We start from the raw sequence: 20631 nt of genomic DNA, 5'->3' as shown, positions 1-20631 counted from the left end.
AGAATACCGGAACAAAATTTTATTTTAGAGCCAAGAAACGCGGTGAAGAGGACAACCCGATGCCACGCGACCTGCACATGACCCAGACCCTGCCCGTCGCCTTTGTCGGTGCCGGCCCCGGCGATCCCGATCTGCTGACGGTCAAGGCCCTGCGCGCGTTGCAGGAGGCCGACGTGGTGATCCATGACCGTCTCGTCAGCGCCGAGATCCTCGCACTTGTCGGCTCGCAGACCCGACTGCGCAATGCAGGCAAGGAAGGCTTCGGCCCGTCAGTGACCCAAACCGACATCAACGCGATGATCGTCGAGGAAGCTCTGACCGGCGCGCGTGTCGTTCGCCTCAAATCCGGGGACCCGACCGTTTTTGGCCGTCTGGACGAAGAGCTGGATGCGGTAATCTTGGCGGGCCTCGACTATACCATCGTGCCGGGGCTCACCTCCGCCTCCGCCGCTGTCGCAGCCCTCGGCCAGTCGCTCACCAAACGTGGGCGCAACACCGCCGTGCGGCTGATCACCGGGCATGACATGCAGGGTTACGCCGATCACGACTGGCGCGCGCTGGCCCGCGAGGACGGGGTCGCCGCGATCTACATGGCCAAGAAAGCCGCGCGGTTCATTCAGGGCCGCCTGCTCATGCACGGCGCAACCCCGTCCACGCCCGTCACCATCGTCGAAAACGCCTCGCGCCCGGACCAGCGCATAGTCAGCGCCACACTGGCGACACTGCCGGCGGTTCTGGCGGAGTCCGGGTTCACCGGCCCCGCTTTGCTCATGTACGGGCTTGAACCGCGCGATGCGGTCGCCCATGCCCTGCCCCAAGTTCAGGAGTTGATCTGATGCCCGCGATCTTCACGCCGAAAGTCATCACCGCCAACGCGCTGCTCGAAGGCGATGTGGTGTACCTGACCCAGGACGATACATGGTCGCGGCACCTGAAGGATGCCGACGTCCTGACCGACGAGGCCGACGCGCAGATCCGCCTGATCGACGCCAGCGCCCGCACCTCCGAAGTGGTCGGCGTCTATCTGGCCGATGTGTCCGCTGACGCGAAAGGTCCTAAACCCACCCATTTCCGCGAGGCGTTCCGCATGCGCGGCCCCTCCAACTATCCCCACGGCAAACAGTCCGAGGTGTTCTGATGTACCGCTATACCGATTTCGACGCCGCCTTCGTGGCCGAGCGCAACGCCCAGTTCCGCGCACAGGTCGAACGCCGCATCGACGGCAGCCTGACCGAAGACGAATTCAAGCCGCTGCGCCTGATGAACGGGCTTTATCTGCAACTGCACGCCTACATGCTGCGCGTGGCGATCCCCTATGGCACGCTGTCGAGCGCCCAGATGCGGCAACTGGCCTATATCGCCGAGCGGTGGGACAAGGGCTACGGCCATTTCACCACCCGCCAGAACATCCAGTTCAACTGGCCGCAACTGCGTGATGTGCCCGATATGCTCGACGCGCTGGCCGAGGTGCAGATGCACGCGATCCAGACCTCCGGCAACACGATCCGCAACGTGACCGCCGACCATTTCGCCGGCGCTGCGGCGGACGAGATCGCCGATCCCCGTCCGGTGGCCGAGCTGATCCGGCAGTGGTCCACCGACCACCCGGAATTCCAGTTCCTGCCGCGCAAGTTCAAGATCGCCGTCACTGGATCCCCCAATGATCGCGCCGTGACCAAGGCTCACGACATCGGCCTGCGCATGGTGCGCAACGATGCGGGCGAACCGGGGTTCGAAGTGATCGTCGGCGGGGGCCTTGGCCGTACCCCGATGATCGGCAAGGTCGTCCGTGACTTCCTGCCCGAAGCGGACCTGCTGCCCTATCTCGAAGCCGTCGTCAGCGTCTGGAACCTGCTGGGCCGTCGCGACAACAAGTACAAGAGCCGCATCAAGATCACCGTGCATGAGCATGGCATCGACGACATCCGCGCGCGGGTCGAAGAGCGGTTCGCGCTTCTGCGCCCCGCCTTCATCGGTGTGGATCAGCAGCTTTTTGCGCAGATCAAACCCGACTTCGCGCCGCCCGCATTCAAGGATCGCGACACAGCGCCTTTCGATCAGGCCTATTCCAATGACCCCGTGTTCCGGTCCTGGGCCGACACCAATCTCAGCGCCCACCGCGCGCCGGGCCATGCCATCGCACAGATCAGCCTCAAGGCGCATGGCGCAACACCGGGTGACGCCACCGCTGATCAAATGCGCGTGATGGCCGATCTGGCCGAGCGCTACGGCTATGACGAATTGCGCATCAGCCACGAACAGAACGTCGTGCTGCCTCATGTGCACAAGGCCGACCTGCCCGCGATCCATGCGGCATTGAAGGCGGCGGGCCTCGCCACCGCCAATATCGGCAAAATCAGCGACATCATCGCCTGCCCCGGCATGGATTACTGCGCGCTCGCCACTGCGCGCTCGATCCCCATCGCGCAGGAGATCGCCACGCGGTTCGACCAGCTTAAGCTGGAACACGAGGTCGGCGACCTGAAGATCAAGATCTCGGGCTGCATCAACGCCTGCGGGCATCACCATGTCGGCCATATCGGTATCCTCGGCCTCGACCGTGCTGGGGTGGAGAACTACCAGATCACGCTGGGTGGCGATCACACGGAAACCGCAGCCATCGGTCAGCGGACCGGTCCCGGCTTTTCGGCCGACGAGATCGTGCCCGCCATCGAACGGATCGTGGATACCTACCTGTCCGAACGCGACAGCGCGGACGAGGCGTTCATAGACACGTTCCGCCGCGTTGGCATGACGCCGTTCAAGACCGCGCTCTATGGCGAAAGCGACAAGAAGCAAAAGGCTGCCTGATGCTGGACCTGTCACATCCCAGCCGCGCCACTGGCACGGTCCCGCTTGACGAGCGGATGGACGCGCAGGATCGCGTCGCCGATCTGAACGCGCGCTACCGGCATTTCGGCACGTCCTACCTGCTCGAAGCCGTTCTGACGCGCGGCCACTTCGACCGTGTTGCAATGGTATCGAGCTTTGGCGCGGATTCGGCGGTCCTTCTGCACCTCATCGCGCAGATCGACCGCACCCTGCCCGTGCTCTTCATCGACACGGCGCTTCTGTTTGAAGAAACGCTGGCCTACCAGCAGGACCTGGCCGACCATCTGGGCCTGACCAATGTTCAGGTGATCCGCGCGCCCAAGCGTACGGTTGACGCGGTCGATCCGTACGGTGCGCTGCGCTTCAGCAACCCGGACGCCTGCTGCGACCTGCGCAAGACACAGCCGCTCAACGCGGCGCTCACCGGCTATGACGCGTGGATCACCGGACGCAAACGGCATCAGGCGCAGACCCGTCAGGGATTGCGGTATTTCGACCTCGACGAAGGCACCGCCCGGATCAAGATCAACCCGCTGATCGACTGGAAACCCGCCCGCATCGCGGCGCATCTCGACATACACAACCTGCCCCGCCACCCGCTGGTGGCAAAGGGCTACCCGTCCATCGGCTGCGCTCCCTGCACCACCCGCGTGGCCGAAGGTGAAGATGCCCGCGCAGGCCGTTGGCGCGGAATGGAAAAAACCGAATGCGGCCTGCACCAGTCAGCCGCCAAAGGAGAGGCAGAATGACCGTACTCATCGACGACACCGGCTTTCTGACCGATGATCCGGCCCGCTGGGTCGATCCTGAGGCGCGCATCGACCTGCCCTCCGACACCGATCCAGTGCGGCTCAAATGCCTGCTGATCGGCAAGGAACTTGTGCGCATCGACTTCCCCAGCTTTGCCGACGGCCGCGGCTTCACCCTCGCCCGCCTGATCCGACAGCTGGGCTTCAAAGGCCGCCTGCGCGCTCAGGGACACGTCATTGCCGACCAGTACGCCATGGCCCGCCGCTCGGGCTTCGACGACGTGGAAATCAGTGACGACCTCGCGGCACGTCAGCCCGAAGACCAATGGTTGGCCCGTGCCGACTGGCGCGCGCATGACTACCAGTCGCGCCTGCGCGGCCTCGCCGCCTGACCAAAACTGCGACCGCAAGACCACCCGCCCGGTCCGTGCGACCATGGGCGGGTTTCGTCTGATGTAAATCAAAGATAAATGTAAGGGACCGGTTTACAAGAACCGGTAAGCAAAAGATGACAGAGTTGACACCCGTGACCGAAGCCACAGCCACCAAAGCGCCCGCCAAGACCCTTGCCGTACCCGACGCGCAGACCGTGACATCGGTCAAGCACTGGACAGACCGCCTGTTCTCGTTCCGCGTCACCCGGCCTGCATCGCTGCGGTTCCGCTCGGGCGAGTTTGTGATGATCGGTCTCATGCAGACGGACGAAAAGACGGGCAAGGAAAAGCCCTTGCTGCGCGCCTACTCCATCGCCTCGCCTGCCTGGGACGAGGAACTCGAATTCTATTCGATCAAGGTTCAGGACGGTCCTCTCACCAGCCGTCTCCAGCACATCCAGCCAGGCGATCAGATCATCCTGCGGCCAAAACCTGTGGGCACGCTGGTGCATGACGCGCTGCTTCCGGGCAAGCGGCTCTGGCTCTTTGCCACCGGCACCGGCATCGCGCCCTTCGCGTCGCTCCTGCGCGAGCCTCAGACCTACGAGGATTACGATGAGGTGATCCTCACCCACACCTGCCGCGAAGTCGGCGAACTGCAGTACGGCAAGGAGTTGATCGACACCATTCGGTCGGATGAATTGCTCGCCGAACTCATGGGCGAAGGGTTCCACGAAAAGCTGCGCTATTACCCGACCACAACCCGCGAAGAGAGTCCCAAGATGGGCCGGATCACCGACTTGATGCGCTCGGGCGACGTGTTCCGCGACCTCGGCGTGCCGGAGCTGTCCCCTGAAACCGACCGCGCGATGGTTTGCGGCAACCTCGCCTTCAACCTTGAAATCAAGGACATGCTCGAAGGCTACGGGCTCGAAGAAGGTGCGAACTCCGATCCTAAACAATACGTCGTGGAAAAGGCATTCCTCGACTGACCTTATCCCAACGTCAAAGACATCATCTTGGGGCTCTGGCCACGTAGCCGGACGGCCCCATTCTGACGATGCTGACAACCACAGGTTCGATGCGGTTTTCTTCGAATACCTGCCCCAGGCACCGTGCGGATGTCCATCCAGCGACAGCGGAGCGGGCGTCTGCACCGCACATGTAACCGCTGCAGCGCGGCAACACGGGGGAAACACACGATATTAGGCATCGTAGCGCTGAAATGCGGGTTGAAGCGAAACGGTATCGCGTTTACTTTACACGCCTGATTTGAACTGCATCAAAGGAGCAAAACCATAGCCCGCAGACCTCACAACGCGCCTCCAACGCGCGATACCGGCCCCCGTGTCAACGACCGCATTCGTTCCGCAGAAATCCGTCTGATCGGTCCGGACGGCGAAAATGTCGGGGTAGTCACACCAGAACGCGGCATGATGCTCGCCGAAGAAGCTGGCCTTGATCTTGTTGAGATTTCGCCCAACGCAAACCCGCCGGTTTGCAAGATCATGGATTTCGGCAAATTCAAATACGAACAGCAAAAGCGCGAATCCGAAGCGCGCAAGAAGCAGAAAATCATCGAGGTGAAAGAGGTCAAATTCCGGCCCAACACCGACACGCACGACTATGACGTCAAGATGCGCAACGTGTTCAAATTCCTCGAGAACGGCGACAAGGTAAAAGTGACCTTGCGCTTCCGCGGACGCGAAATGGCGCACCAGAACCTTGGTCGCGAACTGCTCGAACGCGTGGCCAATGACGTCCAGAACATCGGCAAGGTGGAAAACATGCCAAAGATGGAAGGCCGTCAGATGGTGATGATGATTGGACCCGTGTCCAAGTAAACCGGCGCCCTTTGCGGATACACGAAAGCGGCCTTTTGGGCCGCTTTCTTTTTTTCGTCAGGCTTTCCTGACCGGGATCGACTTTGCCGACCCGGTATCGGGCTTCTTGCGCGGAACCGAGATTTCCAGAACCCCGTCCTTCATATGCGCAACGATGCCGCCGTCATCGGCATCCGCAGGAAGCCGAAATGACCGCCGAAATGACCCGTACTGACGTTCCGAGAAGTACCAGGTGTCGCCCTTGTCTTCCCGTTCGGAAGACTTTTCTCCCGAAACGACGAGCGTACCCGCTTCTGCGGTCACGTTGATATCGGTCTCCGACACCCCCGGCAGTTCCATGGAAATCCGGTAGGCATCCTCGTCCGACGAAGCATCCGACGCCGGGGACAGCCAATCCGCGATGCGGCTGCCAACCCCGCGCAGCGGAGCGTAAAGGCTGGGCCAGAAGCCCGATGTCTGGTTCGTTTCCACCATGTCAACTCCTCCTGTTGCTGTAAGGCAGGAACAGAGCGACTCTAGGCGCAGAAAGTGATCAGCGCCTTGATACATCTCAAATCTGGCATTTGTTACGTCAGGATTCCCGGGGTCGCGGACGGCTGGGCGGTTCTTTCAGCAAACCGCCAACGCCCATTCCCATGATGTCTCCGGGGGACACGGGCACGTCGCACAGCATCCGCTCAAGCACCCAATCCGCACCGTTCATCGCCGGCGAGCGGGCACATCCCGGAAGTCCGATCACGGGTACGCCGTCCAGATGCCCCCAGAACAGCAGGTTTCCCGGATCCACAGGCATCCCGTAATGCACCACCTCCCCACCCGCAGCACGCAACGCCTGCGGCGCAACGTCGTACAGGTCAGAGGTGGCCGACCCAGTCAGGATGCACAGGATGTCATGATCCGGGCGGGCGGCAGCCAACGCATCACGCAACGCCTCAATCCGATGCGGGACAACAGTTTGATCATTCAGCGTGACACCCATGCGGTCAAACCGCATCGACATAGCCCGCACGCCCTTGTCTCCGACATCCTGCCCTCCCACGCTGGTCTGAATAAGAACCGTGCGTTTGCGCGTGACAGGGCGCAGGGCCAGCGCGTTCTGACCGACAGAGAAGGTCTGTTCGAGCGCTTCGCCCGGTGCCGCATAGGAAATGATCTTGACCGTGGCGACCATCCCGCGCGCGGCCATCCGTTGCCATTCCGGAACGGTGGCCACCGTGATCATCGGATGAACGGCATTGACCGCGTTGATCTTGTCTGCGTCGATTTCCGCAACACCATTGCCCGTGGAATATATATTGACCCGTCCGGTGCTGGCCGGGGCCACGCGAAGATTGACCGCCTTGGGATCCGGCACCAACGCTTGCGCCAGCCGTTCCGCCGCGCGGTCTTCATGCACGTCGCCGGGTTCCAGCCGTGCAACGGTGATTTCCTCGACCCCGGCCTTGCGCAGCTTCTCAAGTGCAGCTGCATCCAAAGCCAGCCCCTTGCGCAACCGCCCCTTGGGAAGTGCGACCGAATGCGCAAGGATCGCGCCTTCTGCCGCATCGAGTGTGACCGGCCCGAACTTCATGCGCCCTTCCGCAGAATGCGGGTCATTTCGGCAAGGATCGAAACGGCAATCTCTGCCGGACCAGAGGCGCCGATGTCGAGCCCAATGGGTCCATGGATCCTGGCGATCTCGCCTTCGGTGAAGCCGGACGCCGTAAGCCTGTCCACCCGTTTTGCATGGGTGCGGGTCGAGCCGAGTGCTCCGATGTAGAAACAGTTCGCCCGCAGCGCCTGTTCGAGCGCGGGATCGTCCAGTTTCGGGTCATGGGTCAGCAGCACCAGTGCAGTCCGCGTGTCCAGCCCCAGCTTCTGAACCGCTTCATCAGGCCAGTCATGCAGGATGGTTTCTCCGGGAAAGCGGCTGTCCGAGCCGAACGCTTCACGCGGATCGATCAGGGTCGGATCATAACCTGCGATCCGTGCCATCGGTACCAGCGCCTGCGCGATATGCACCGCCCCGACGATGATCAGGCGCAGGGGGGGATTGTGGATGGCCACAAAAGTCCGGCTGTCCTCCTTGAACCCCGAGCGGTCCATGCGAAAGGCATGCTCATGGCCGCTCTGATCAAGACGGCGTTCCCCGCTGTCGAGATCGACGACATAGGCAGCCGGGGTCCGCGCCATCCGAAATTTTACCAATTGGTCCAAAATGTCTTCCGACAGGACGGACCCAACCGGTTCGACCAGAATCCGGATCGTACCGCCGCAAGCCAGACCGACTGCAAACGCATCCTGATCGCTGACCCCGAATTCCAGCTCGCGCGGTTTTCCATCGGCCAGCGCGTCCATCGCTTCGACCACCACAGCGCCTTCGACACAGCCACCCGAGACCGAGCCTTCGATTTCGCCCTCGCCCGAAATGGCCAACTGCGATCCGACACGCCGCGGCGCGCTGCCCCAGGTTTCTATCACCGTCGCAAGGACCGCGCCCTTGCCGGCACGGTGCCAGTCGAGCGCTGTTTCAGGACACCTGTCGAACCGCTCCATAGTGATGACCTCCTCCCATCCTCGGGGCAACTCTAGCACGCGCGGCAGCGGTGTCGCCCCCTGCGATGGTGCTACATCTCAGACGGCCGCGGCGGCCGTCACATCATGACCATAAAGCCAGTCGAACCGCCGCAGCATCTGCCCCGGCGATACGCGGCTGAGCAGACCCAATGCGGTATGGGCGACAAACCGGAATGGACCCGGGGACAGGTGGTAATTCCGCGCGTTTTTGCTGGCCGCGTCGATCACGCGCGTCACGCGCGCCCGTCGCCGCTGCTGGTAGCTGGCCAATCCAGTCTGCAGGTCTGGCGCGGAAGCAAGGGAATCGGCCAGCACCCACGCATCCTCCATGGCCATGTTGGCCCCCTGCGCCAGAAACGGCAGCGTCGGGTGGGCCGAATCCCCAAGGATCGCGAGCCCCGGCCCGTGCCATGTCGCAGCGACCGGATGGCGGAACAGGCCCCAGACGCCCGGTGACTCGGCCTGCGACAGGATCTGATGAACCTCGGCATCGAATCCGGCAAAAGCCTTCCGCAGATTGTCGGCATCGTCGGTCTGGGACCAGCTTTCTGCCGCCCACTCAGAGCGCTCTTCGACGGCAACCACATTCAACACCGATCCATCACGCAGAGGATAGGTCACCATGTGCCGACCCGGCCCCATATGCACCCGGGCATGGGCAGGATGGCCCGTGACGTTCGGAACGATGCAGCGCCACGCGACCTGCCCGGTAAAGAAAGGTTTTTGCGCGGCATTGAGGACAGGGCGTACTGCAGAATGAATCCCATCGGCTCCGATGGCGAGGTCCGTGTCCCGGAAATCGCCTGTCGCCAACCGGATGCGCGGACGCTCGTTCGGCGTGACGGTGTCAACCCGCTGAAGCAGTCGGATGCACACACCCTGCGCACGTGCCGTCGCTGACAGAAGATCAACGAGATCGGCGCGATGAACGAAGAAATAGCGTTGCTCGGAAGACAGACGTGTGAGGTCCAGCCGCGCCACTTCGGCGCCGGTGCTGCCATTGCGCAAGGAAACCGCCCGCGCCTGGACCGACGCTGCGGCCAGTCCATCACCCAGCCCCAGCGCTTCAATGACCCGCAATCCGTTCGGGGACACCTGTATTCCGGCGCCAACCTCGGTGATGGCTTCGGCCTGTTCCAGTACCGTCACCTGCGCGCCGCGCTGCCGCAAGGCAAGAGCGCAGGTCAAACCGCCGATCCCGCCACCGATTACCGTAATGTCCAGAGCACCCAGGTCCACAGCCACCCCCTCAAAACAAACGCGCCAGAGCTGTTGCCCCGGCGCGTCCTGTCTTTTCGATACCTCGCGCGTCAGTCGTCGCGATGCACCTTTTCGCGCCGCTCATGGCGCTCCTGCGCCTCGAGGCTCAGCGTGGTCGTGGGACGCGCTACCAGCCGCTTGAGGGAGATCGGTTCACCCGTCGCCTGGCAGTAGCCGAACTCTCCTTCGTCGATCCGGCGCAGCGCCGCGTCGATCTTGGCCACGAGCTTGCGCTGCCGGTCACGGATTCGCAGCTCAAGCGCCCGATCTGTTTCCTCGGACGCGCGGTCGGCCACATCCGGAATGTTGCGTGTGCCGTCCTGCAGACCTGCGATTGTGGATTTACTGTCATTCAGAAGTTCGCTGCGCTGCTCAAGCAGTTCCCGACGGAACCACTCCAGCTGGCGTTCGTTCATGAAGGGCTCATCCTCAGCGGGCCTGTAATCATCGGGCAGGAAAGTTTCAGCTTTCATCTTGGTCCCCTTGTCTACGCCAGTATCTGTCATAGAAATTCCTTTAGATATCTGGCACCCCTACGCGCAGCACTTAACTGAAGGCCCAAGGGTTGTCACTACCGAATAGCAGCACAAAACAGTGATTTCCTTGCGTTGGAACAAAGACAGACGAAAGCAGGACACATATGAAATTTGAAGGCACGGACAGCTATGTGGCGACCGACGATCTGACGATTGCGGTGAACGCCGCCGTGACCCTTGAACGCCCCCTTCTGGTGAAAGGCGAACCCGGAACCGGAAAGACGGAACTGGCCCGTCAGGTGGCCGCCGGTCTGGGCCTGCGGATGATCGAATGGAACATCAAGTCCACCACCAAGGCGCAGCAGGGTCTCTATGAATATGACGCCGTGAGCCGCTTGCGGGACAGCCAGCTGGGCGACGAGCGTGTCAATGACGTGAAGAATTACATCCGCAAGGGCAAGCTGTGGCAGGCGTTCGAGGCGGATGAGAAAGTGGTGCTGCTGATCGACGAGATCGACAAGGCGGATATCGAGTTCCCGAACGACCTGTTGCAGGAGCTCGATAAGATGGAGTTCCATGTCTACGAGACCGGCGAGACCATTCGCGCCCGCCAGCGTCCCATCGTGATCATCACATCGAACAACGAAAAAGAGCTGCCCGACGCGTTCCTGCGGCGGTGTTTCTTCCACTACATCCGCTTCCCCGACCCGGACACGCTGCGCCAGATCGTCGAGGTGCATCATCCCGGCCTGAAAGAGGCGCTGCTGACCACCGCTCTGACCCAATTCTACGAGCTGCGCGAACAACCCGGGTTGAAGAAGAAGCCGTCGACATCCGAAGTGCTGGATTGGCTGAAGCTTTTGCTGGCCGAGGATATGACCGCAGACGACCTGAAGCGTGACGGAGTGAATGCCCTGCCGAAGCTGCATGGCGCACTGCTCAAGAACGAGCAGGATGTGCACCTGTTTGAACGGCTGGCCTTTATGGCGCGGCGCGAACGGCGGTAGATTTGGGCGTCAGATGCGTCGACGCATCTGCCCTTTTCCGTTGACGGAAGCGGTTATTTCAGCGGGTCGGTCTGGAACAGCTGAACCTTGAGCCCGCCATGGGGAATCGGCGCGCTGACATTTCGGAAGTGCAGCCCGGTGGCGCGGGCCAGCCCCTTGTCGGAGGTGACGATGCCCACGCGCCAGCCCTTGAACCGTTCCTTCATCACCGTGCCGAACGCCCCGTGAAGCGCAAAGAGCAGTTTCCGGTTGCCGATCCGCGCGCCATAGGGCGGGTTGACGATGACAAGACCCGGAGGGCCATCGGGCGGCGTCAGATCGGCCACCGCCTGATGGGTGAACGTCGTCATCTCTGCCACCCCAGCCCGTTCGGCGTTTGCTGTGGCATTGGCAACGGCACCGGCGTCGCGATCCGAGCCGAAAAAGCGCAGGCCGGTCTGGTTTGGTTCTGGCAGGTCGGACTTGAGAGCCGCCCAGGCATCCGCATCAAAGGAGGCGAGATCCTCGAACCCGAAGCGGCGGGCGCGACCGGGGGCGAGGCCAAGCGCCATCTCGGCAGCTTCGATCACGAAAGTTCCGGAGCCGCACATCGGATCGAGCACCGGCTCTGACCCGTCATAGCTGCACGCCCGCAGAAACAGCGCGGCCAAGGTTTCGCGCATTGGGGCCTTGCCGATGGCCTGTTTGTGGCCGCGTTTGTGCAGCCCCTCGCCGGAGGTGTCGAGGCTGATCTCGCACAGGTCATCTTCGATCCGCACACGCACCGTCAGACCGGCCTTGTCGCTGGGTTTGACCCCGAGCGCATCGGCGATGGCCGTCTCGACCCGTTCGGTGGCGGCACCGGCGTGATAGATGCGGGATTTGCGGCAGGTCGCCTCGACCCGGTAGGGAACATCGGCGCGCAGGAGTGCGGGCCAGTCGACTTTGCGCGCGCGCTTGTCGAGTTGCGCCAGGTGCATGGCCCGGAAGCGGGCCACCCGCGCCAGGACGCGCCCTGCCCCGCGCAGCATCAGGTTGGCGCGCCAGACCTCGGGCCAATCGCCGGTGCAGATCACTCCGCCCGGCACGGTGGTGGCATCGGCAAAGCCAAGCGCGGCGGCCTCGTCGCGCAGCAGGTGTTCAAGACCGGGCGTGCCGGAAAGAAAGATTTCGAGGGGCGCGGTGTCTGTCATGCTGTGGCCATAACGTGATTTCCCGGTCTCTGACAGACAAAGCTGCGCCCTGGCCGGAGCTTATGTGCGACCGCGTACCGGAGCGGTCGGGCCTGTTGCTTCTTTGCACTGGTTAACCATCTGAAATTAAATGATTCTCCGGTTACCGATTCGCAGAGTCGAAAAAATGATTCGCCCGATTCGTTCTGCCTAGGCAAAAAACACCGTTTCACCGTAAGCTGTTCGCACAGAGGACAAAAAAACCGCGGAGCAACAAGCATCCGCAACGAGCAGGCAGGCTTCATACGTGTCCCAAACCGAACTGACCGTGCGCTTTCTGCGCGCGACCGATTATGACTCGTGGTGCGCGTTGTGGCGCGGATATCTGACGTTTTACGAAACGTCGGTGCCGGAGGCCGTATTTGAAACGACCTTTGCGCGGCTGCTGGGAGATGATCCGCAGGATTACAGCGGACTGGTGGCCGAGCGGGATGGCACGCCGATCGGCCTCGCGCACTACCTGTTCCACAGACATTGCTGGAAGATCGAAAACGTCTGCTATCTGCAGGACCTGTATGCCGATCCGTCTGCGCGCGGCATGGGTGTGGGACGGGCTCTGATCGAAGCGGTTTACGCGCAGGCTGACGCGGCCGGCGCGCCGTCGGTCTATTGGACCACGCAGGAGTTCAACCACACCGCACGCCAGCTTTATGACCGCATCGGGCAACTGACCCCGTTCATCAAGTACCAGCGAGGCTGAAGGATGCGTCGTTTCCTGTTGCCGCTCTACCTGCTTCTGGGGGCCTGTATGCCGGTGTCGCAGAGCGAACCTGCGACGCGGGCCGCCTTTGTCGACACGAGCCTGCCGCCGATGAAAGTGTTCTCGGTGCCGCGCCCGCAGCCTGCGGCGACCTCGAATGCGGATCTTTCGCGCGATTTTATGGACCTCGCCATGGGTCTGGAGTCGGGTCGGGCGCTGGATGTGTTCACGCGGTTCGAAGGGCCGATCACCGTGCGCCTGATCGGCAGCGTGCAGAACACCGTCCCGAGCGATCTGGACCGCCTGCTGCACCGTTTGCGCAACGAGGCCGGGATCGACATCCGGTCGACCGCCGCGCCGGACGCAAACATCACCATCAATGCGGTGAGCCGCGCCGAGATTCAGCGTTTCCTGCCGCACGCGGCTTGCTTTGTCGTGCCCAACGTTTCGACCCTGTCTGAGTACCGGCAGGCCCGACGGTCGAACCGGGTGAACTGGGGCAAGATCACCAGCCGCACACGGCTCGCCATCTTCCTCCCCAACGACTCCAGCCCGCAAGAGGCCCGTGACTGTCTGCACGAAGAGTTGGCGCAGGCGCTGGGGCCACTCAACGATCTTTATCGCTTGCCGAATTCCGTGTTCAACGATGACAATGTCCACACGGTTCTGACCGGCTATGACATGCTGATCCTCCGGGCCTATTACGATCCCGCCCTGCACAATGGCATGTCCAGATCCGAAGTGATGAACCGGATCCCGGGCATTTTTGCGCGGCTCAATCCACAAGGGGAATACCTGCCCGCCCGCCGCCCTGCCCGGACACCACGCCCATGGATCGAAGCGATCCAGACGGCACTTGGACCCGGGGCGTCGCCGATCACACGTCGCAACGCGGCCACCGAGGCCCTGAGCATCGCGTCGGCCATGGGATGGCAGGACCACCGGCGCGGGTTCACCCATTTCGCCATGGGCCGCATCCTTCAGGCGACAGATCCAGCGGCCGCCCGTGAACAGTTCCTGGCCGCGGACAGGTATTTCGCAGCCACACCGCAAACCAGCCTGCATCGCGCCTATGTGGCCTCGCAGCTTGCAGCCTTCGCACTGACCGAAAACAATCCCGACGCCGCGATGACACTGACAGGTCTGTCGGTCGATCTGGCCGTCCAGCACGAAAATGCGGCGCTGCTCTCGACCCTCCTGATGTTGCGCGCCGAGGCACTTGATCTGGCAGGCCGCGCGTCCGCCGGGGCGGAGGTTCGTCTGGACAGTCTGGGATGGGCACGGTACGGGTTCGGCTCGGACTGGTCGGTGCGGGCGAAACTTCGCGAGATCGGTTCACTGAACCCACTCAACAGGGCCAGAGACAGGTTATGATCGTAATTGCAGGCGCGATTCTGGGGGCGATCCTCGGAGCGATGACGGCTAAGAAACGCAAGGGCAACCGTGCCGATATGTGGCAGTACGGGACTGTCTACGCCATCGCGTTTTCGCTGGCCGGGCTTATTCTGACGATCATCATCGAAAAGATCATCACCTGATCACAGGCGACGTCTGGTCAGACGCCACCGCTCTTGCTAGATCGGGACTATGTTCGTCCCGTTTTTCGAAACCCTGCGTACTACCGGCGTTCCCGTTTCGCTGCGGGAATATCTGAGTTTTCTCGAAGCGATGCGCGCGGGTCTGGCGACCTATGACCCCGAGGCGTTCTATTATCTGGCGCGCAGCGCGATGGTGAAGGACGAGCGCCATCTTGACAGGTTCGACCGGGCTTTTTCCGAAGCGTTCAAGGGTCTTGAGAATATCAGCGCAGACGGCGTGCTTGACGCCCTTGACCTGCCCGAGGACTGGCTGCGCAAGATGGCCGAAAAGCACCTGAGCGAAGAGGAAAAGGCCGAGATCGAGGCGCTTGGCGGGTTCGACAAGCTGATGGAAACGCTCAAGGAGCGCCTTAAGGAACAGAAGGGCCGGCATCAGGGCGGCAGCAAATGGATCGGCACAGCGGGCACCTCCCCTTTTGGCGCTTATGGCTACAACCCCGAAGGCGTCCGCATCGGGCAGGACGAGTCGCGGCACCAGCGTGCAGTCAAGGTCTGGGACAAACGCGAGTTCCGCAATCTGGATGACAGCGTTGAACTGGGTACGCGCAACATCAAGGTGGCGCTCAAGCGTCTGCGCCGCTGGGCGCGCGATGGCGCGGCAGAGGAGCTTGATCTGGATGGCACGATCCGGGCCACCGCAGAACATGGTTACCTTGATGTTCAGACCCGGCCGGAAAAGCGCAACGCGGTCAAGGTGATCCTGTTTCTGGATGTGGGCGGATCAATGGACCCGCATGTGAAAGTGGTGGAAGAGCTGTTTTCCGCAGCACGCGCCGAGTTCAAGCATCTTGAACATTATTACTTCCACAATTGCCTTTATGAAGGTGTGTGGAAGGACAACCGTCGCCGTTGGGACGCGCAGACGCCTACCATGGAGGTGCTCAACACCTACGGGCCGGACTACAAGTGCATCTTTGTAGGCGATGCGAGCATGTCGCCTTACGAAATCGCCTATGCGGGTGGTGCAAACGAGCACTGGAACGCAGAGGCCGGACAGGTCTGGCTGCAGCGCGCACGGCAGCAATGGCCGTCGAACCTTTGGATCAACCCGACGCCCGAGCGCCATTGGCAGTATACCCAATCGATCCAGATGATCCGCGAGATCTTTGAGAATGCCATGGTCCCGATGACGCTCGAAGGGATCGGGCGCGGTATCAAGGCATTGGCGAAATGACGGCCGGCCTCAGAGCGGTGTGGCGGGATCACAAGCTCTTGCTTGCCGGGTTTGTTCTGGCCGTGGCGGTGATGCTGTTCTTTGCCGTGCGCTCGGTGATGTTCTGGATCTACTGGGCCGACCCTGCGCATCGGGAAGAACCCATCGCGGGCTGGATGACGCCACGCTATGTTGCCCATTCTTGGGCCATTCCCCCCGAAGTGCTCCGCGATGCGCTGGCGGTTCCACCGGATACGCGGCGCATGACCATCAATGCGCTGGCCGAAAGTCGCGGGGTAACACCCGAAGAGATCATCCGACAGATCGAAGCGGTCATCGCAGAGCATCGGTCGAATGGAACGGTGACGCGACCTTGACCGACGCGCTGTTTGGACTTGTCGCTGATTACGGTGTCTGGGTTCTGGCGGCCTCGTGCTACCTGTCCTGCCTTCTGGTTCCCATTCCCACCTCGCTTCTTATGCTTGCCGGCGGAGCCTTTGTCGCCGCTGGCGATCTTGACGGAAGCACCGCATTTGCGGGTGCGTGGCTTGGGGCGGTGCTGGGCGATCAGACCGGATATGCAGTCGGGCGTCGGTTCGGACCGCTTTTGGAACGCTTTGCTGACCAGAGAGCATCACGGCAAAAACTGTATCGCCGGGCGACGGAAACCGTGCGCCACAAGGGCGAGATCGGCGTGTTCTTCAGCACATGGCTGTTTGCGCCACTGGGGCCGTGGGTCAACATGGCAGCAGGCGCTTCTGGTCTGGCGTGGCACCGGTTTTCGCTCTGGGATGCCGCCGGAGAGGCGATCTGGGTCTTTGGCTATATCGCCCTCGGCTACAGTTTCGCAGGTCAACTGACCCTGATCGGAGACCTCACGTCGAGCCTGTCCGGCTTTCTTGCTGCCGCCGCGATCACCGCCCTGCTGGGTTGGATGCTGCTCAGAAGGATGCGCAAGCAAGGCCGTTAAGCGGTCCGGGATTGGAACCCACCTGCCCCGCGTTTCGTTTGTCCTGACATCACAAGCGAATACGGGAGACACGCATGATCACCAAGACGGCAACCGCTCATTGGACCGGGGGATTGAAGGACGGCAAAGGCCAGATCTCAACACAGTCCGGCGCATTGAAGGATCAACCCTATGGCTTCAACACCCGGTACGAGGACAAGCCCGGAACAAACCCGGAGGAGCTGATCGGCGCCGCACATGCCGGATGTTTTTCCATGGCGCTGTCGATGATCCTTGGCACCTACGACGCCGAGGCCGATGACATCGACACGAAGGCGACCGTGGGTCTGGAAGACGCAGACGGCGGGTTTGCGATTACCAAAATCCACCTTGATCTGACAGCAAAGGTTCCCGGGATCAGCGAAAACGATTTTCTTGAAGCAGCGAACACGGCCAAGGAGAACTGCCCGGTGTCAAAGGTGCTTGTGGCTGCGGAAATCACACTGGATGCCAAACTGGTTGGCTGAGCTTCGTCGCGGACAGGCCTTTAGGGCGCGACCCGCGTCGTGTCCTGCTTGCCCTTGGAAGAAGGACAACCCATATCCCCTGATATGCTGAAGTTTACGCCCATCCTTCTCGCCATCCTTTACGCGCTTGCCATGTACCATTTTTCGGTCTGGCGGACGAAGCGCGAGTTGGACGCGCGGTCAACCGAGCTGGCGGACCCACGCCTGAAAGCGCTGACGGACAGGCTGGCAGCGGCGTTGGATCTGGAGCGGATCCGCGTCCACATCTACGAGATCGACCCGGTGAACGGGCTGGCTGCGCCCGACGGGCGTATCTTCATCACCCGCGGCTTCTATCGCAAATATCAGAACGGCGAAGTTACAGGCGAGGAACTCGCCAGCGTCATCGCGCACGAGTTGGGCCATGTCGCCCTTGGCCACACGCGCCGGCGGATGATCGATTTCTCGGGCCAGAATGCGCTGCGCACGGCTCTGGCAATGGTTCTGTCGCGGTTTCTGCCGGGCGTGGGCGTCTGGATCGCCAACATGCTGGCAACTCTGCTTGCTGCGCGCCTGTCCCGTGGAGACGAGTACGAAGCCGACGCCTATGCGGCAGCGCTGCTGCACAAGGCGGGGATCGGTATTGAGGCGCAGAAATCGCTCTTTGCCAAACTTGATGCCCTGACCCAGTCGCGCGCCGGCGTTATGCCAGCGTGGCTCATGTCGCATCCTAAAACGACCGAGCGGATTGCCGCTCTGGAAAAGCTGGAAACGCGCTGGACGGATGGGGTGAGCTGAACCAAGCAGCGCACGAAACCGAGCGCCGCCAACCTTTGCCCTACGTCAAAGGAACTCCACCACACGATCCGCCCGATCCTGACCATTGACCTGCACGACGATCCGATGCGGTCCGGGGTGGAGGGTAAAGGTCGAGGCTGAAGCTTTCAGTCTGTGGCTCTTGGACACCGTCACCGGCGTTCCGGCACGCAGTTTCACTGATTTGAGCTTGAAGACCTTTTCGCTGCTCCGGCCGTTCGGTCGATGAAATGCAATCCGGTAGTCGATCATCGCATCCAGATCCTCGTCCGCTTTCAGCGTCACCGCAACATCCAGCACATCGCCGATGGCCACGGGATCGGGAGACAGATCCAGCGCGACGGTCATCGGACGATCCTGCGCATACCCAAGCAAGGCCAGCGCGGCGGGCTCTCCGCGTTTGACTGCCGTGCGCAGCGCATGGCGGGTCATCCAGTTCAGTTCTCTTGGTTCCTGCTTTCCTGCCGACGCCCAGCCCCGAAGCTGATTCACAACCCTATCCGGCGCATGTCGGGTCAGATCGTTCATGTGATTGGCGACCGAACGGGTCACATAGCGCGTGGGATCGGCGTGCAGCGCGTCAAGGAACCTGAGCGGAACAAGGGGATCGAGGTTGATATTCGCAGCCCAGGGCAGACGTGGCCGGGTGCCTTCACTCACCAGCCGCCGCACATGGTAGTTTTGATGCTCAACCCAGCGATCCAGACGCTTTAGCGTTTCTTCGGGCCATCGGTTGAGAAATGGCCGGATGTAGAATTCCATCGAGAACCGTTGCGTCGCCTCTTCCAGCAGATCGAGCGCCCGGTCTCGGTGGTTCTCAAGCCCGTGCCGCACAGCGAGTATTCCTGGCACCGCATGGATGAAGCGCCCGAAATCATCGTCGGTTCTGTTCTGGTCCAGCTTGGGCGGCATCGCGGCTTCGAGAGCGTCGGCCATGTCTGGGAAACGCGTCGGAAGCTGCGCCTCTATGCAATCCGCCAACCAGTACAAACGCTCCAGAAGCCCCCGCGAGGACAGACCCGCGACGGCTTTGGTCTGAAAATGCGCGGCATCGAAACCCGGCAGTACCGAATACTCTGCCGCCAGGTCCCCGATGGTGCGGGCATTGAACAATTCGTCCTTCAGGGAAAACCCCTGAGCCTGCCCTTTGCCATCGGGTCCGCGTGCCATGAATCAGATCGTGGCGTTGGTGCCGCCACCGTCGATCAGGATGTTCTGACCCACGATGAAGCCCGCGTGCTGCGAACAGAGATAGGCGCAGGTCGCGCCGAATTCCTGTCGTGTTCCGTAGCGCCGCGCGGGAATTGTTGCCTCGCGGTTCTTGCGGGCCTCTTCCATCGTGATCCCCTGCGCTTTGGACACACCTCCATCAAGCTGCTGCGCACGATCGGTGTCGTGGATGCCCGGCAACAGGTTGTTGACGATCACGCCGCTGGCTGCCACCTGACGTGCCGTGCCTGCGACATACCCCGTCAGACCCGTGCGCGCAGCGTTCGACAGACCCAGTGCAGGAATGGGTGCCTTGACGGATTGCGAGGTGATGTTGACCACCCTGCCCCAACCCTTGTCGATCATACCCGGCATGAGCGCCGTCATGAGTGCAATCGGCGTCAGCATGTTGGCGTCCAGTGCCTTGATGAAGTCTTCGCGACCCCAGTCCGACCACAGCCCCGGCGGTGGGCCGCCCGCATTGGTCACGAGGATATCGACATGCCCGGCGACATCGAGGACCTTCGCGCGGCCTTCTTCGCTCACGATGTCTGCTGCGACGGTCACAACCTCAACGCCATAAGCCGATCTGATCTCTTCGGCGGTGGCCTCAAGCGCCTCGGACCCGCGCGCGTTCATGACGAGGGAAACACCGGCTTCGGCCAGTGCTTCGGCACAACCACGCCCCAAACCTTTACTCGACGCGCAGACAAGCGCACGCTTACCGCTGATCCCCAGATCCATTAGCTCACTCCCCATTTTGCCTAAATTCGTCCGTGAAAAGACACGGACCATCCAAAGAAGTGCCACATTTGAGTTCGATCTTAAAGCCAAGCTGCAAATGTATTTTCCGGCGAAGTCTGCCAAACGAGTTCACGAGTTATGATCAACGCGAAACGAATTGCCAAATTCAAAGCCTGCTCAGCGGATGATGTCCGAACAGAGTTTGGCGTCGGCCACGGCACCCCACTGCGGCACATAGAAGACTTTGTTAACGGGGATGTCTACCTTGCAAAACGCGACATCAACTGGCTGTCGGTCTGCTCTGCGGATGATCACAATTCAGACTTCACCCTGTCCATGGCGGCAAACCTGCCGGACGAGACCCTGACCACACTTGCACAGTTCGTGTTCATGACAACGACCGGACGCCGCTTCGACATGTTTGCGGCCTCGTGCAACGGAGAATTGTTCCTGGTTGCAGAGGACATGCTTCAGCAGGGTCAGGAATACGTGCTTATCGACGTGATAGAGCGTGATGTCGACTTCGTTCCGCGCGCTGTTCCGGCGGCTCCGGCTCCGGCGTTGCCAGCCGCAGCGACACCGCATGTCACCGCGCTTCGCCTCTTTGGCTGATCCCTGTCACATGGGCGTCTGATCGCAAGTCTTAT

At 61.7% G+C, this 20631-nt stretch carries 25 protein-coding genes; 17 read left to right on the top strand and 8 right to left on the bottom strand.

What is annotated here, in order from left to right:
• Positions 1-59 precede the first annotated feature (59 nt).
• The 7 genes from cobA to infC all read left to right on the top strand — a co-directional run bounded on the left by cobA (position 60) and on the right by infC (position 5799).
• Positions 60-836, top strand: a complete 777-nt coding sequence (cobA, locus tag MGEO_RS06065) for a uroporphyrinogen-III C-methyltransferase (protein ID WP_332908306.1) — start codon at positions 60-62, stop codon at positions 834-836.
• Positions 836-1138: a DUF2849 domain-containing protein gene (locus MGEO_RS06060; RefSeq protein ID WP_085635816.1), complete on the top strand. Its 303-nt coding sequence runs from the start codon at positions 836-838 to the stop codon at positions 1136-1138. Before cobA ends, MGEO_RS06060 begins: the two co-directional genes overlap by 1 nt.
• Entirely contained in the window at positions 1138-2811 is a 1674-nt protein-coding gene (locus MGEO_RS06055; RefSeq protein ID WP_085635815.1) for a nitrite/sulfite reductase, read from the top strand. The genes MGEO_RS06060 and MGEO_RS06055 overlap by 1 nt, the downstream gene beginning before the upstream one ends.
• Positions 2811-3581, top strand: a complete 771-nt coding sequence (locus MGEO_RS06050; RefSeq protein ID WP_085635814.1) for a phosphoadenylyl-sulfate reductase — start codon at positions 2811-2813, stop codon at positions 3579-3581. Before MGEO_RS06055 ends, MGEO_RS06050 begins: the two co-directional genes overlap by 1 nt.
• Complete coding sequence (locus tag MGEO_RS06045; protein ID WP_085635813.1) at positions 3578-3973, top strand: DUF934 domain-containing protein; 396 nt, start codon at positions 3578-3580, stop codon at positions 3971-3973. Before MGEO_RS06050 ends, MGEO_RS06045 begins: the two co-directional genes overlap by 4 nt.
• Before the next feature lie 116 nt (positions 3974-4089).
• A complete protein-coding gene (locus MGEO_RS06040) occupies positions 4090-4947 on the top strand; it encodes a ferredoxin--NADP reductase (RefSeq protein WP_085635812.1) in 858 nt (285 codons plus the stop codon).
• A gap of 285 nt (positions 4948-5232) precedes the next feature.
• On the top strand, positions 5233-5799 hold the full coding sequence (gene infC / locus MGEO_RS06035; RefSeq protein ID WP_332908309.1) for a translation initiation factor IF-3: 567 nt from the start codon (positions 5233-5235) through the stop codon (positions 5797-5799).
• Between the two features lie 57 nt (positions 5800-5856).
• Here the strand turns inward: infC and MGEO_RS06030 are convergent, their stop codons facing one another.
• The 5 genes from MGEO_RS06030 to dksA form a co-directional block, all read right to left on the bottom strand.
• Entirely contained in the window at positions 5857-6273 is a 417-nt protein-coding gene (locus MGEO_RS06030) for an Hsp20/alpha crystallin family protein (RefSeq protein ID WP_085635810.1), read from the bottom strand.
• Between the two features lie 97 nt (positions 6274-6370).
• On the bottom strand, positions 6371-7369 hold the full coding sequence (locus tag MGEO_RS06025; protein WP_085635809.1) for a molybdopterin-binding protein: 999 nt from the start codon (positions 7367-7369) through the stop codon (positions 6371-6373).
• Positions 7366-8334, bottom strand: a complete 969-nt coding sequence (locus MGEO_RS06020) for an XdhC family protein (RefSeq protein WP_085635808.1) — start codon at positions 8332-8334, stop codon at positions 7366-7368. Before MGEO_RS06020 ends, MGEO_RS06025 begins: the two co-directional genes overlap by 4 nt.
• Positions 8335-8412: 78 nt before the next feature.
• Positions 8413-9594: an FAD-dependent oxidoreductase gene (locus tag MGEO_RS06015; RefSeq protein WP_233139689.1), complete on the bottom strand. Its 1182-nt coding sequence runs from the start codon at positions 9592-9594 to the stop codon at positions 8413-8415.
• 71 nt (positions 9595-9665) lie between these two features.
• The gene (dksA, locus tag MGEO_RS06010; protein ID WP_085635923.1) at positions 9666-10088 is read right to left on the bottom strand and encodes an RNA polymerase-binding protein DksA; all 423 of its coding nucleotides are present in this window, start codon (positions 10086-10088) and stop codon (positions 9666-9668) included.
• A 167-nt stretch (positions 10089-10255) separates the two neighbouring features.
• Here dksA and MGEO_RS06005 point away from each other — a divergent pair, with 167 nt between their 5' ends.
• A complete protein-coding gene (locus MGEO_RS06005; RefSeq protein WP_085635807.1) occupies positions 10256-11098 on the top strand; it encodes an AAA family ATPase in 843 nt (280 codons plus the stop codon).
• Between the two features lie 53 nt (positions 11099-11151).
• Here the strand turns inward: MGEO_RS06005 and MGEO_RS06000 are convergent, their stop codons facing one another.
• A complete protein-coding gene (locus MGEO_RS06000; protein WP_085635806.1) occupies positions 11152-12270 on the bottom strand; it encodes a THUMP domain-containing class I SAM-dependent RNA methyltransferase in 1119 nt (372 codons plus the stop codon).
• 286 nt (positions 12271-12556) lie between these two features.
• Here MGEO_RS06000 and MGEO_RS05995 point away from each other — a divergent pair, with 286 nt between their 5' ends.
• The 8 genes from MGEO_RS05995 (at position 12557) to MGEO_RS05960 (ending at position 18013) form a co-directional block, all read left to right on the top strand.
• A complete protein-coding gene (locus MGEO_RS05995; protein WP_085635805.1) occupies positions 12557-13009 on the top strand; it encodes a GNAT family N-acetyltransferase in 453 nt (150 codons plus the stop codon).
• A 3-nt stretch (positions 13010-13012) separates the two neighbouring features.
• A complete protein-coding gene (locus MGEO_RS05990) occupies positions 13013-14383 on the top strand; it encodes a DUF2927 domain-containing protein (RefSeq protein ID WP_085635804.1) in 1371 nt (456 codons plus the stop codon).
• Positions 14380-14547 carry an apolipoprotein acyltransferase gene (locus MGEO_RS05985; protein ID WP_085635803.1) on the top strand — a complete coding sequence of 56 codons (168 nt, stop codon included), beginning with the start codon at positions 14380-14382 and terminating at the stop codon, positions 14545-14547. The genes MGEO_RS05990 and MGEO_RS05985 overlap by 4 nt, the downstream gene beginning before the upstream one ends.
• A gap of 49 nt (positions 14548-14596) precedes the next feature.
• Positions 14597-15781, top strand: coding sequence for a vWA domain-containing protein (locus tag MGEO_RS05980; protein ID WP_085635802.1), 1185 nt, complete (start codon positions 14597-14599; stop codon positions 15779-15781).
• Positions 15782-15798: 17 nt separating this feature from the next.
• Complete coding sequence (locus MGEO_RS05975; protein ID WP_143746236.1) at positions 15799-16137, top strand: hypothetical protein; 339 nt, start codon at positions 15799-15801, stop codon at positions 16135-16137.
• The gene (locus MGEO_RS05970) at positions 16134-16730 is read left to right on the top strand and encodes a DedA family protein (protein ID WP_085635800.1); all 597 of its coding nucleotides are present in this window, start codon (positions 16134-16136) and stop codon (positions 16728-16730) included. Before MGEO_RS05975 ends, MGEO_RS05970 begins: the two co-directional genes overlap by 4 nt.
• A gap of 74 nt (positions 16731-16804) precedes the next feature.
• Positions 16805-17236: an OsmC family protein gene (locus MGEO_RS05965; protein WP_085635799.1), complete on the top strand. Its 432-nt coding sequence runs from the start codon at positions 16805-16807 to the stop codon at positions 17234-17236.
• Positions 17237-17320: 84 nt separating this feature from the next.
• Positions 17321-18013 carry a M48 family metalloprotease gene (locus MGEO_RS05960; protein WP_085635798.1) on the top strand — a complete coding sequence of 231 codons (693 nt, stop codon included), beginning with the start codon at positions 17321-17323 and terminating at the stop codon, positions 18011-18013.
• Between the two features lie 45 nt (positions 18014-18058).
• Here MGEO_RS05960 and MGEO_RS05955 read toward each other — a convergent pair whose 3' ends face one another.
• A complete protein-coding gene (locus tag MGEO_RS05955; RefSeq protein ID WP_085635797.1) occupies positions 18059-19201 on the bottom strand; it encodes a hypothetical protein in 1143 nt (380 codons plus the stop codon).
• A gap of 3 nt (positions 19202-19204) precedes the next feature.
• Positions 19205-19984, bottom strand: a complete 780-nt coding sequence (locus tag MGEO_RS05950) for an SDR family oxidoreductase (RefSeq protein ID WP_085635796.1) — start codon at positions 19982-19984, stop codon at positions 19205-19207.
• Between the two features lie 138 nt (positions 19985-20122).
• Here MGEO_RS05950 and MGEO_RS05945 point away from each other — a divergent pair, with 138 nt between their 5' ends.
• Complete coding sequence (locus MGEO_RS05945) at positions 20123-20596, top strand: hypothetical protein (RefSeq protein WP_085635795.1); 474 nt, start codon at positions 20123-20125, stop codon at positions 20594-20596.
• Positions 20597-20631: the final 35 nt, after the last annotated feature.

Origin of the sequence: Marivita geojedonensis (assembly GCF_002115805.1) — a bacterium.
GTDB lineage: Bacteria > Pseudomonadota > Alphaproteobacteria > Rhodobacterales > Rhodobacteraceae > Marivita > Marivita geojedonensis.
The sequence above is the reverse complement of the archived record's forward strand: the minus strand, read 5'-3'. Positions and strand labels throughout refer to the sequence as shown.